Genomic DNA, 12,379 nt, shown 5'->3' on the forward strand with positions numbered 1-12,379 from the left:
TCAAGATTTCCTTTTTCCTGTTTTTTTTCCGGCGTTGCCCTGGGGAAGTGAATGATCCGATCCGCGCTTGTGTCTTTTATGTGTCTGTTGGCGCTGCTGCCGCTGCAGGTTTCTGCTCGTCAGACTGGCCCACAGGCCGTGCAGCACAACGCGCAGGTGCGCGATCTGCCTGCCATTCGCAGCAGCAAGGTGCTGCGCGTGCTGGTCAATCAAAGCCGCAACAGCTCAGGTGACGTCAAGGGTCAGGAAATCGGCATCGAATATCATCGCCTGCAAGCCTTCGAACAGTACCTCAACAGCCATTCGCGCGGCGCTCAGAAGGTCACACTCAAAGTCATACCCAAGGCCAAGAACCAGTTACTGACAGCGTTGCAGCGCGGCGAAGGCGATATGATCGCGCCTGGCGAACTGCTTGATGTCAGCGAAGCCAAAGGTGTTCAGGCCAGTGCGCCGATCATTCATGATGTGCCTCTGGTGCTGGTCGGCACGCGTGGCCAGCGCAACGTACGGCGTGTGGAGCAACTGTCGGGACATACACTGAGCCTGCCCACCGGCAGCGCGGCCGACGAGGCCCTGCATCAGGTCAATCGGCAACTGGAGCTGCGCAAGCTGCCGCTGGCCAAGATCGAATGGGTCGACCCTAGCCTGGCAGTCGAAGATGTGCTGGAGATGGTCCAGGCCGGTATTTACCCGATGACACTGGTCGAGCAGCCTATTGCCGAGCGTTGGGCGAAGATCATGCCCAAGTTGCGTATCGAGCGCGGCCTGACCTTGCAGACCCACGGCGACATCAGCTGGTTTGTACGTGACAACGCAACCCAGCTGCGGGCCAGTATCGATGATTTCCTCAAAGGCTATAAACCTTCGGCTCAGCAGGATCAGGTGCTCGCCAAGGCTTACAAAAACACCTACAAGGTCAACAACCCGCTGGTACGCAACAACCTGCAACGTCTTGAGCAACTGCGTCCGATGCTGCAACGCCACGCCGATGCGCAGGGTATGGACTGGCTGGACCTCGCTGCCCTGGCGTTCAAGGAGTCGAAGCTCGACCCGGCAGCCAAGGGCAGTGGTGGCGCGACAGGGCTGTTGCAGATCACTCCGTCGGCGGCAAAAAGCGTCGGAGTACCGAGCATTCAGAGCGCTGACGACAACATCCGTGCAGGTTCGCGTTACATGGCGCTGATCCAGCGCAAGTATTTCTCCAGCAGCCGAGTCAACGAGCGCGAGCGTATGGCGTTTGTGATGGCCGCCTACAACCTGGGGCCGGAGCGTGTGCAAGGCATGCGAGAGGAAGCGCGGCGGCGCGGGCTCAATCCAGATCAGTGGTTTTTCCAGACCGAGCGCGTGGCAATGGAGCAGGGCGGTGCCAACGTCGTTGCGTTCGTCAACAGCGTGAACAAGTATTACCTGGCATTTGATCGCGAGCGAGACTCGCTGGAAAAGAGTGGGCCGAAAACCGCCTTAAAACGCTAATCATCGACTTATTGGATTGTTACGTGCTGTTATTTGCGGTTTTCACATAAGTAAATTTGATTATGATGGCGCCACTTTCACTTAATCAATCCCGGAAATTACCCACATGAACACAATGATCAAATCGGTTCTCAACACTCGCGCCGGTTACGGCCTTACCCTGTTGCGCGTTATTGTCGGTATTGCCTTTATCGCTCACGGCAGTCAGAAGCTGTTCGGGGCCTTCGGCGGTTATGGCCTGGAAGGCACTGCGCAGTACATGGAAAGCCTGGGCCTGACACCGGGTTATCTGATGGCGCTGATGTCTGGCAGCGCCGAGTTCTTTGGCGGTCTGGGCCTGCTGTTGGGGCTGCTGGCTCGTCCGGCTGCGGTAGTGGTGATCCTGTTGTTGCTGGTAGCGATCTTTACCGTGCATATCCATAACGGTTTCTTCATGGCCGATTCTGTTGAAAAAGTCGGCTTTGAATTCCGCGGGAGAAAAGTACGCGCCTTAGATTGAAATCTGAATTTTTGGCAGACCGTTCAGCACTCAGAGTTCACGTAGCCGCGTGCAACTGAGGTGTTTTCATCATCAATATTCGAGTGTTTCGGGAAAGCCGACTTTTTCAACACAATCGGCCAATAACGGTTATGAGTATGCGCTGGCGTTGCTCGGCGGCGCTCTGGCAGTGCTTATCGAAGGTGCAGGCAAGTTGTCGCTGGACCGCGTCATCTCCCGATAACCGGCTATGCTTGTCCTGCAAGGCCCGCTTCTGGCGGGCCTTGTGCGTTTGCAGGCTCGCGTCACGGATGACAATTGACAATGAATGGGGCGTTTCTCTAGGATGCGTGCTCAAGCGCCGATTTAACAACTACTTGCGGGGCGCCTGGCAAGGCTCAGGTCTTGTCGAGATACCGCTAAAACGTTGGTTCGGTGTTGCCTCTCACCGCTGCCCAGCGGATCTTGCGAGGCAGAGATATAACCATGAACAACCTGCGCCCCCTCATTCGTCTTTCCCCTATCAGCACGGCCTTGTCACGCAAGAACCCGAAAATCCTTCTGAGCGGCTCTCATCAGCCTACGCTGTTGCGCTATCTCGATGGCTGGCCTCGTCGGGGCGCTGGTAACTGTGCGTTTCTAATTCAGTTTGTCGATACGAACTCGTCGTTGAGCCACTTTGGCAACGATGAGTTCGACCTGGCGGTGGTGCAATCGTCGCAGGCTGACGACGTCGAGCAGCTCATTTGTGAGCTGACGCGTATTGCCCGTCAGGGCCTGATTACGCTGGGTTGAAACAGCGGACGTATTCAATTGGCATAGAAGGCATATTGCTGGCCCCCGGCCTGTGAACTGACAGGCAAAATCGCCGCCTTATCAAAGGATTAGGTGGTTTCCGCATGCGTTTGGTCTATTGTGCTCTGGCGTGCCTGACGCTTTCCGGGCTGGCTTTTTCCGTTCAGGCCAGAAACGCGACGGAGAACGAGCGTTATCTTTGTCGCTGGGGCTCGACCATTGCCAGTGGTGCGCAGGCTTCCAAGCTGTCAGGCGTTACCCGTTACGGGGCGCGGCAAAAGCTGCAGGCGCGCAAGTTCGCCAAACAGTGGATGCGACCCATGGCATTGCGTATCACCGAGCAGACCTACGACAGCGAGTCGCGTTTGAAGCCTGATGCTGTCAGCAAGGTGTATTACGACGGCTGCATCCAGCATGAGGTGGCGCGTCGCTGACTTTTTATGCCTGTCGAACTGATTTTTGCAGGGCTGGAGAAACGTCTTGAGTACAAAGATCATCACCAGGGGCGGGCATGAAGCCCTGAAGAAAGAACTCGATTACCTGTGGCGAGAGCACCGGCCTGACATTACTCAAAAGGTCGCCTGGGCAGCGTCGTTGGGTGATCGCAGCGAGAACGCGGATTACCAGTACAACAAGAAACTGCTGCGCGAGATCGACCGGCGCGTGCGCTACCTGCGCAAGCGCCTTGAAGACATGCGTGTCGTCCAGTATTCGCCGGAGCAGGAAGGGCGAGTGTTCTTCGGTGCCTGGGTCGAGATCGAGAACGAAGCGGGCGACCTCAAGAAATTTCGCATTGTCGGGTATGACGAGATCTACGGGCGCAACGATTACATCTCCATCGACTCGCCCATGGCGCGCGCCCTGTTGAAGAAGGAAGAGGGCGATGAGGTGCTGGTCAACACGCCGGAAGGCGAAAAGCTGTGGTTTGTGAATTCGATTGTTTATGAGCAGTGAGGCCGGACGCACAGCGTCGTGGTCCGGCCAGTCGCGCTCAACCCTCGCGCAGTACGGTCAACGGGCTGACGTTCAGTGCGCGGCGCGTGCCGAATATGCCAGCGCCACCCACCAGCAGGGCACCGATTACCGGCAGCAGCAATAGCCACGGATGCGGCTGCCATTCCAGTGAGAAGGCGTAGCGGTACAGCACGAAGCTCACCAGCTCACAGCCCAGCGCCGCCAGCACGCCGCTGGCAGCCCCCAGCAAACCGAATTCGATGCGCCGTGACTTGATCAGCAGTGCTCGCTCTGCGCCGAGTGCACGCAGCAGCGCGCCCTGACGGATGCGTTCGTCCAGGGTCGCCTGCAACCCTGAGAACAGCACGGCAATACCGGCCGCCAGCACAAACAGCAGCACGAATTGCACGGCCAGCGTGACCTGATCAAGAATACTGCGCACCTGCGCCAGCAAGGCCTCCACTCCCAGAATACTGATCGACGGGTAGGCCCGCGAAAGCTCGACAATCTGTTTGTCCTGGCCAGGCGGCAAGTAGAAGCTGGTCAGGTAAGTGGTGGGCAAATCAGCCAGAGTGCCGGGCTGGAAGATCATGAAGAAGTTGGGCTGGAAGGTATCCCAGTTCACGTCCCTCAGACTGGTGACTACGGCTTCGCGCGTCAGGCCACCGACAATGAAGCTCAGGCGGTCGCCCAGCTTGATCTTCAGGCTTTCGGCCAGCTTGGTCTCGATCGATACCCCGGGCGTCGCGTCGCTCTGGCCTGAGGCCGGCAGCGCCTTCCACCAGTTACCGGCAGTCAGGGTATTGCCTTCGGGCAAATCGGCGGCCCAGGTCAGACTCAGGTCGCGGCGAGTGGCGTTTTCACCACGCGAGTCCTTGGTCACGAAGTTGCCCACCGGTTCACCGTTGATGCTGGTCAGACGTCCCGGCACTACCGGGTAGAGCGGAGCCGAGTGGGTGGACAGCTTGCTCAGGGTCTGGGCGAAGTTTTCTTTCTCTGATGGCAACACATTGAGCACGAAATAGTTTGGTGCGTCCTTGGGCAGCTGGTTTTGCCAGGTGTCGAGCAGTTCACCGCGCAGCAGCGCGATCAAACCCATCGACAGCAGGATCAGGCCGAAGGCCAGAGATTGACCGGCAGCGGCCAGCGGGTAACGCAGCAGTTGCCCCAGGCCCAGCCGCCAGGGCAGCGACGCACCGGCCAGTAGGCGGCGCAGGCTGTTAAGCGCCAGCAGCAACAGGCTGCCCAGTATCAGCGCGGCGACGACGCCACCGCCCAACAGGGCAAAGGTCAGCACCAGGTCCAGGCTCAGGCGCCACATGATCAGGCCCAGCGCGAACAGCGCCGCGCCATACACGAGCCATGAGCTGGCGGGGATCGGCAGCATGTCACGGCGCAGCACGCGCAGCGGCGGCACGCGACCCAGTGCTGCCAGCGGTGGCAGGGCGAAACCGGCCAATGCCACCAGCCCGGTGCCCATGCCTGCCAGCGCAGGCAAAAGGCCGCCCGGAGGTACGGCGGCCGGCAATAGATTTTGCAGCAGTGCAAATAACCCCAATTGCGCCAGCCAGCCCAGCAGCGCGCCGCTCAGGCTGGCCAGCAGGCCGATGATCGCCAGTTGCAGGCTGAACAGGGTCATGGTCTCGCCGCGTGACAGGCCCAGACAGCGCAGCAGGGCGCTGGCATCGAAGCGCCGTGCGGCAAACCTGGATGCCGAAAGCGCCACGGCAACGCCCGCCAGCAGTACGGCCACCAGGCTCGCCATATTCAGATAACGTTCAGCCTTGCCCAGCGCGCCACCAATCTGCTGACTGCCATCGCGGGCGTCCTTGATTTCCTGATGCGGTTCCAGAGTCGGCTCGATGGCTTTACGGTAGGCGGCCAGCGCTTCGGGCGGGCCGCTCCACATTTCCCGGTAACTGACTCGGCTGCCCGGTTGCACTACGCCGGTAGCGGCGAGATCCTGGAGATTGATCATCACCCTCGGGGTCAGGCTGTAGAAGTTGCCCGCACGGTCTGGCTCGTACGTCAGTACCCGAGTCAGTTTCAGGGGTTTCGAGCCGACGTCGATATCATCACCGACCTTCAGATCAACGGCTGGAAACAGTCGCGCCTCGGCCCAGGCTTCACCGGGCCTGGGGCCGCTGCCAGCCTGCTCGGTCTGATACAGGTCCGCAGCGCTTTTAAGCTCGCCGCGCAGTGGGTAAGCGTCATCCACTGCTTTGATGCTGGACAGTTGGATACCGGCATCGGTGGCGATCACGCTGGAAAAGATCACGATCTGCGCATGCTTGAGTTGCAGGCGCTTGCCTTCCTCGACCTGCTCGGCGCGCGCCGGGCTGGAACCCTCCAGAATCAGATCAGCGCTAAGAAACTCGGTTGCCCGCAACAGCATTGCGCCGTTCAGGCGCGCGCCGAAATAACCGATGGCGGTGCTGGCAGCCACGGCTACCAGAAGGGCAAAGAACAACACCCGCAACTCTCCGGCGCGTGCATCGCGCAGCAGTTGGCGGGCGGCGAGGCTTAGCAGACGGGCAAAAGGCAAACGTGCCATCAAGGCTCCAGCGGGGCGACCAGTCGGCCCCCTTCAAGACGGATCAGGCGGCGGCAGCGATGCGCCAGACGCTCATCGTGAGTCACCAGCACCAGCGTGGTGTTGCGCTCCTTGTTCAGTTCGAACAGCAGGTCGCTGATACGCTCGCCAGTGTGGCTGTCCAGGTTGCCGGTGGGTTCGTCGGCAAACAGTACGTCCGGGTCGGCGGCAAACGCGCGGGCGATGGCGACCCGTTGCTGTTCGCCTCCAGACAACTGACGAGGCGTGTGGGTCAGGCGCTGGCCAAGGCCTACGCGCTCAAGCAGGTCGCGAGCCTTTTCGCGGGCGTCCTTGCGGCCTTCAAGCTCCATCGGCAGCATGACGTTTTCCAGCGCATTGAGGCTGTCGAGCAACTGGAATGACTGAAATACAAAACCGACGTGCTCGGCGCGTACTCTGGCGCGCTGGTCTTCATCCAGCTCACTCAGGTTGCGGCCCGAGAGGATGACCGAACCGGAGCTGGGCAGGTCAAGCCCGGCAAGCAAGCCGAGCAGGGTGGATTTGCCCGAACCGGATGCACCGACGATGGCCAGTGTGTCGCCCTTGTTTAGTTCCAGGGAGAGTTCGTGCAGGATGGTCAGGTCACCTTCGGTGCTGGGGACTACTTTGCTGAGGCTTTGGGCACTGAGAATACTTTCACTCATGGAGAATCCGATGCGTGCGTTGTTTTTAAGTGCTGGCCTGGGGTTACTGCTGCTGTCACAGGGCGCGTTGGCGGGCACGGTATTGATCGTTGGGGATAGTATCAGTGCGGCTTTCGGACTGGATACCCGCGTGGGGTGGGTCAGCCTGCTGGAGCAGCGTCTGAGCAAGGAGGGATTCGACGACAAGGTGGTCAATGCGTCGATCAGTGGCGACACCAGTGCCGGGGGCCAGGCGCGTTTGCCTGCGCTGCTTGCAGAGCATAAGCCGGAACTGGTTATTCTCGAATTGGGTGGCAACGACGGACTGCGTGGCCAGCAGCCCGCTCAATTGCAACAAAACCTTTCATCGATGATCGACAGCTCTCGGGCAGCCGGTGCGAAAGTGTTGCTGCTGGGCATGCAGATACCGCCCAACTACGGGCCGCGTTACACCAACGCGTTCAAAGAGGTTTACAGCAACCTGGCCGAGCAGAAAAAAGTCCCGTTTGTGCACTTCTTTCTGGAAGGTGTGGGCGGAGTGCCCGAACTGATGCAGGCTGATGGTCTGCATCCGGCGGCGGCTGCTCAGGGCAAGTTGCTGGAAAATGTCTGGCCGAGCCTGAAACCGCTGCTTTGAGGCTTTCCCGGACGGGGGCTTTCGGCTAATGTGGCGCCCCCGATCTGGAGCCCCCCATGCCGCGTCCCGCCTGGTCCCTGTATGCCTATCAAATGCTTGAGCCCCATGAGCAGCTGGATCTGTTCGCCTGTCAGGAAGTGCGCGTCCATCTGATTGCTCGCCAATTGGAGCTGGGCGGCTCGATCGACCGGACGTTGTGTGGCACGTTGTTGCCTGCCCAGCCGCAGATGCGCGCCGTCGAACTGCAAGCCATGCGCGATGAGCGCCTTTGCCCGCTGTGCAAGGCCATCATGGATGCGCAGCGCAGGGGCATGAATCCGATCTGGCCTGAACTCTAGCTGTCGCCGAAACGCGCCGGTCAGGCGCAGATATCCCCGATCCGGCAAGTGCCGGTGTACACTTCAGTTGTTGTTTCCATCTCTATAGTCGTTACCCGAAGGATCTTCCCGGATGTTGTCGCGCATTCCAGCCGTTACCCGCTGTCTGTCGCTTGCTGCTCTGTGCGCGGCGAGCTCTGTCCATGCTCTGGAATTTCCGTTGCCGCCGCCCGGCGAGGACATCGTGGGCCAGGTGCAGGTCATCAAGGCCAAATACGAGGACACCTTTGCCGATCTGGGCACAAAATACGATCTGGGTTATCTGGAAATGATCGCGGCCAACCCTGGTGTTGACCCCTGGTTGCCGGGTGCAGGCAAGGACATCGTGCTGCCGACCCGCTTCATTCTGCCGCCGGGCCCGCGCGAAGGGATAGTCATCAACCTTGCCGAGTACCGCATGTATTACTACCCCAAAGGGCAGAATGTCGTGCACACCTATCCGCTGGGTGTCGGTCGTGAAGGCTGGGGTTCGCCCATCGGGGTGACCAAGGTAACGGCCAAGACGCCAAACCCGACCTGGACGCCACCTGCCTCGATCAAGGCCGAGCATGCTGCCGACGGTGATCCGCTGCCTGACGTAGTGCCTGCCGGTCCGGATAACCCGCTGGGGCCGTTCAAATTCGGTCTTGGGCTTTCCGGCTACCTGATCCACGGTTCGAACAAGAAGTTCGGTATTGGCATGCGCACCAGTCATGGCTGTTTCCGCATGTACAACAACAACGTGCTGGAACTGGCCGACATGGCTCCGGTCGGTACGACCGTGCGAATCATCAGCGAGCCCTACAAATTCGGCATCAGTGGCGGCAAGGTTTACCTTGAAGCACACACACCGGTCGATGACCTGGGCAACCCTTCGGTGGTCGACAAGCACACTGCGGTCATCAATGCACTGCTCAAACGTGACGACCTGGCCAACAACCTGCGCATGAACTGGGACGTAGTACGTGATGTGGTCGCGGCCGAAGACGGCATGCCGGTGGAAATCGCAGAACCGGGCAAAGCGCCTGCGAGTGCTGAAGAGCCTGTGATTTTTCAGTAGTCCAACCTGTTCGCGCGCCAATGCTATGCCTTACACAACGGTTCTGCGAAATCAGGCGAATGACCATCGTGCCTACGCTCCGCGTGGGAATGCAGTTCGTGACGCTCCGCGTCACATCTGTGCTGCCGCACAACATCCACGCCTTACGCGCAGCCGCTGCCAGAGCAGTGCTTTTCAACCGCGATGGCACTGACGACGCAGAGTGCGACCTTAGTGACGGCTGAGCCCTGACGCTGATCCGGGGGATGCGAGGCAGGACGCCGAGCAAGCCGCACCGGGCCAAGGATGGCCCGTTGCGGCGGCCCCCGGATCAGTGACAGGGCGAAGGAACCCGACGAAGTCGGGCCGGAAACAGGAGCGAGGACTTTGCCTACTTTGGTCCCTCAAAGTAGGGCGCCGTAAGGGCGCAAAGGTGACCTGAGCTAGAAACATATATCACTGATGTCTCGGAACCGCCGTGTGACGCAGAGCGTCACGAACTGCATTCCCACGCGGAGCGTGAGGAACGAGCGGCGTTTGGGATAACAAAGGTGACCTGAGTCGAACCCCGATCCACCTGACATCGCAGAACCGCCGTGTGACGCAGAGCGTCACGAACTGCATTCCCACGCGGAGCGTGAGGAACGAGAGGCGCCTGGGATAACAAAGGTGACCTGAGTCGAACCCCGATCCACCTGACATCGCAGAACCGCCGTGTGACGCGGAGCGTCACGAACTGCATTCCCACGCGGAGCGTGAGGAACGAGCGGCGTCTGGGATAACAAAGGTGACCTGAGTCGAACCCCGATCCACCTGACATCGCAGAACCGCTGTGTGACGCGGAGCGTCACGAACTGTATTCCCACGCGGAGCGTGAGGAACGAGCGGCGTCTGGGATAACAAAGGTGACCTGAGTCGAACCCCGATCCACCTGACATCGCAGAACCGCCGTGTGACGCGGAGCGTCACGAACTGCATTCCCACGCGGAGCGTGAGGAACGAGAGGCGTCTGGGATAACAAAGTCACCCAGTCAGATAACAGGCATAAAAAAAGCCGACCCGTTGCCGGATCGGCTTTCAATAATCCCGGGGGATTATTACTTGCGGCTAGCTTTGTCCAGCATGCGCAGAGCGCGCTCGTTGGCTTCGTCAGCAGTTTGCTGAGCTTTTTGAGCAGCAGCCAGAGCTTCGTCAGCCTTGCGGTAGGCTTCGTCGGCACGTGCTTGCGAACGAGCTGCTGCGTCTTCGGTAGCTGTCAGACGAGCTTCGGTTTCTTTGGATACGCTGCTGCAACCGGTAGCCAGAACTGCGGCCAGAGCCAGAGCAGAGAATTTCAGAACGTTGTTCATCGTGTTCACCTTCAAGGAATTTTGTTCAAATTAGTCATCTCTCGAAAATGAGAAAACGACCGGCGTACATAGTACCCATTGTTTGTAGTAAGTAAACGGACCCAGCGCAAGAAGCTGCTAAAATTCCCTGCTTTGAAAGTGTTCCGCGTTACTTCTCAAGCGTTCTGTACAAAAACTATCCACTTTCACTGGACCCCCCGCCCGTATCGGCGGTTCCTCGGGACTCGCTTGAACATCTGCAAAAACCTTACATATCTGACTGTCGGTCGGTGCATGGGCATTTCTAGGCGTTTTTAATCCGACTGCGCTTGAGCATATCCGGCAATGGTGCCTACTATCTGAATGTGATGTACGTCGAGATCGGCAATGCTCTTATCCGGTGTCGAAAACAGACACTGGGCGGCGTAGATGTTCCTTCGCCTGAAAAAGACCGGTAAGGTACGGGTCAAATTCCAAGACCCGCGAGGAGTAGCGATGAGCGAGGCGTTGTCCATCCACCATGACGAAGTCGGCCACCATTTCGAAATCATTATCGACGGCCACCGTGCCTACCTGACGTACATGGATCTCGGCAAGCAGACGCTGGATTTCTACCGGACCTTTGTGCCCGATGCCTTGCGTGGACGCGGTATAGCCGCCGCCCTGACCAAGGAGGCTCTGGACTATGCAGGCAGCATCGGCTACTCCGTCATACCGTCCTGCTCTTACGTCGAGCGATACATGGAACTGCATGACCTGCAGTCGCAGGCGGCCAAGCTCTGATACATCGAGTTTACTGACCGTCAGCATGAAAAACGCCGAGCATATGCTCGGCGTTTTCGTTGTTGCAGGTTAATCGGTCAGGCAGTTACTTGCGCTTGCGGGCGGGCAGTACAGCCTTGAGTTTCGCGTGCATGCTGCGCAGGGTTTTTTCAGTGCTTTCCCAATCGATGCAGGCATCGGTAATGGATACGCCGTACTGCAATTCCGACAGGTCCTTCTGAATCGCCTGACAGCCCCAGTTCAAGTGACTCTCGACCATCAGGCCGATGATCGATTCGTTGCCTTCCAGAATCTGGTTGGCGACGTTTTCCATCACCAGCGGCTGCAGGGCCGGGTCCTTGTTGGAGTTGGCGTGGCTGCAGTCGACCATGATGTTCGGGCGAATGCCGGACTTGTTAAGGGCCTGTTCGCACAGGGCGACGCTGACCGAATCATAGTTGGGCTTGCCATTGCCGCCGCGCAGTACGACATGGCCGTAGGCATTGCCCTTGGTGGTCACGATCGATACGCCACCTTCCTGATTGATACCGAGGAAGCGGTGCGGGCTCGAGACCGATTGCAAGGCGTTGATGGCAACGGTCAGACCGCCGTCGGTGCCGTTCTTGAAACCGACTGCCGACGACAGGCCGGAAGCCATCTCGCGGTGAGTCTGGGATTCGGTGGTGCGCGCGCCAATGGCCGACCAGCTGATCAGGTCCTGCATATACTGCGGGGAGATCGGGTCCAGTGCTTCGGTGGCGGTTGGCAAGCCCATTTCAGCCAGGTCCAGCAGCAACTGGCGACCGATGTGCAGGCCATCCTGGATCTTGAACGAGTCATCCAGGTACGGGTCGTTGATCAGGCCTTTCCAGCCCACGGTAGTACGTGGCTTCTCGAAATAGACGCGCATGACCAGATACAGCGTGTCGGACACTTCTGCCGCCAATGCCTTGAGGCGCTCGGCGTATTCCTTGGCTGCCTTCAGGTCGTGGATCGAGCAGGGGCCGATCACGATGAACAGGCGGTGATCATTGCCATCGAGGATGTTGCGAATCACCTCGCGGCCCTGGCTGACGGTGTGCAGGGCGGCGTCGGTCAGAGGGATGTCGCGCTTGAGCTGATCCGGGGTGATCAGAGTCTCGTTGGAGGCAACGTTAAGGTCGTCAATCGGTAAATCAGCCATCGTGTTACTCATCAGGTCGCGGGTACTGGCCGCCAACGGTACCCCGTGCGGCGGTGCCCAGCAGGTTTGAGCGCAGCGGGGAGCCGAACCTTAGCGCGTTATCGCGCTGTTCGACAATAAGTAAACGAGGTATCGGGCAGGTTACGGGTAACTGCCCG

12 protein-coding genes and 1 pseudogene are annotated in these 12,379 nt (G+C 59.2%); 9 read left to right on the top strand and 4 right to left on the bottom strand.

Features of this window, described 5'->3' with window-relative positions; all coding sequences use genetic code 11:
• The first annotated feature begins 51 nt into the window (after nucleotides 1–51).
• From FFH21_RS10765 to greB, 5 genes and pseudogenes are all read left to right on the top strand, one after another.
• The gene (locus tag FFH21_RS10765) at nucleotides 52–1,473 is read left to right on the top strand and encodes a transglycosylase SLT domain-containing protein (RefSeq protein ID WP_011168344.1); all 1,422 of its coding nucleotides are present in this window, start codon (nucleotides 52–54) and stop codon (nucleotides 1,471–1,473) included.
• 106 nt (nucleotides 1,474–1,579) lie between these two features.
• A pseudogene (locus tag FFH21_RS10770) lies at nucleotides 1,580–1,942 on the top strand (DoxX family protein); the annotation flags it as partial.
• A 495-nt stretch (nucleotides 1,943–2,437) separates the two neighbouring features.
• The gene (locus FFH21_RS10780) at nucleotides 2,438–2,746 is read left to right on the top strand and encodes a hypothetical protein (protein ID WP_019742433.1); all 309 of its coding nucleotides are present in this window, start codon (nucleotides 2,438–2,440) and stop codon (nucleotides 2,744–2,746) included.
• Nucleotides 2,747–2,850: 104 nt separating this feature from the next.
• Nucleotides 2,851–3,180, top strand: coding sequence for a hypothetical protein (locus FFH21_RS10785; protein WP_004659197.1), 330 nt, complete (start codon nucleotides 2,851–2,853; stop codon nucleotides 3,178–3,180).
• A gap of 46 nt (nucleotides 3,181–3,226) precedes the next feature.
• Nucleotides 3,227–3,700 carry a transcription elongation factor GreB gene (greB, locus tag FFH21_RS10790; protein WP_004667519.1) on the top strand — a complete coding sequence of 158 codons (474 nt, stop codon included), beginning with the start codon at nucleotides 3,227–3,229 and terminating at the stop codon, nucleotides 3,698–3,700.
• Nucleotides 3,701–3,737: 37 nt separating this feature from the next.
• On the opposite strand, the gene FFH21_RS10795 is transcribed toward greB, so the two are convergent.
• Nucleotides 3,738–6,254 carry an ABC transporter permease gene (locus FFH21_RS10795; RefSeq protein WP_011168345.1) on the bottom strand — a complete coding sequence of 839 codons (2,517 nt, stop codon included), beginning with the start codon at nucleotides 6,252–6,254 and terminating at the stop codon, nucleotides 3,738–3,740.
• Nucleotides 6,254–6,937, bottom strand: a complete 684-nt coding sequence (locus FFH21_RS10800) for an ABC transporter ATP-binding protein (RefSeq protein ID WP_004664748.1) — start codon at nucleotides 6,935–6,937, stop codon at nucleotides 6,254–6,256. The genes FFH21_RS10795 and FFH21_RS10800 overlap by 1 nt, the downstream gene beginning before the upstream one ends.
• Nucleotides 6,938–6,947: 10 nt before the next feature.
• Between FFH21_RS10800 and FFH21_RS10805 the strand changes: the two genes are divergently transcribed.
• The 3 genes from FFH21_RS10805 (at nucleotide 6,948) to FFH21_RS10815 (ending at nucleotide 8,969) form a co-directional block, all read left to right on the top strand.
• Entirely contained in the window at nucleotides 6,948–7,553 is a 606-nt protein-coding gene (locus FFH21_RS10805; protein WP_011168346.1) for an arylesterase, read from the top strand.
• Nucleotides 7,554–7,609: 56 nt separating this feature from the next.
• Complete coding sequence (locus FFH21_RS10810; protein ID WP_002553016.1) at nucleotides 7,610–7,891, top strand: hypothetical protein; 282 nt, start codon at nucleotides 7,610–7,612, stop codon at nucleotides 7,889–7,891.
• A 112-nt stretch (nucleotides 7,892–8,003) separates the two neighbouring features.
• Entirely contained in the window at nucleotides 8,004–8,969 is a 966-nt protein-coding gene (locus FFH21_RS10815; RefSeq protein WP_002553017.1) for a L,D-transpeptidase family protein, read from the top strand.
• Between the two features lie 1,076 nt (nucleotides 8,970–10,045).
• Here the strand turns inward: FFH21_RS10815 and oprI are convergent.
• Complete coding sequence (oprI, locus tag FFH21_RS10835; RefSeq protein WP_002553018.1) at nucleotides 10,046–10,297, bottom strand: outer membrane lipoprotei OprI; 252 nt, start codon at nucleotides 10,295–10,297, stop codon at nucleotides 10,046–10,048.
• Between the two features lie 474 nt (nucleotides 10,298–10,771).
• Between oprI and FFH21_RS10840 the strand changes: the two genes are divergently transcribed.
• Nucleotides 10,772–11,059: a GNAT family N-acetyltransferase gene (locus FFH21_RS10840; RefSeq protein ID WP_004659209.1), complete on the top strand. Its 288-nt coding sequence runs from the start codon at nucleotides 10,772–10,774 to the stop codon at nucleotides 11,057–11,059.
• Nucleotides 11,060–11,144: 85 nt separating this feature from the next.
• On the opposite strand, the gene FFH21_RS10845 is transcribed toward FFH21_RS10840, so the two are convergent.
• Entirely contained in the window at nucleotides 11,145–12,221 is a 1,077-nt protein-coding gene (locus FFH21_RS10845; protein ID WP_011168347.1) for a 3-deoxy-7-phosphoheptulonate synthase, read from the bottom strand.
• Nucleotides 12,222–12,379 lie beyond the last annotated feature (158 nt).

It is taken from the genome of Pseudomonas sp. KBS0707 (assembly GCF_005937945.2).
In the GTDB taxonomy this organism is placed as follows: domain Bacteria; phylum Pseudomonadota; class Gammaproteobacteria; order Pseudomonadales; family Pseudomonadaceae; genus Aquipseudomonas; species Aquipseudomonas amygdali.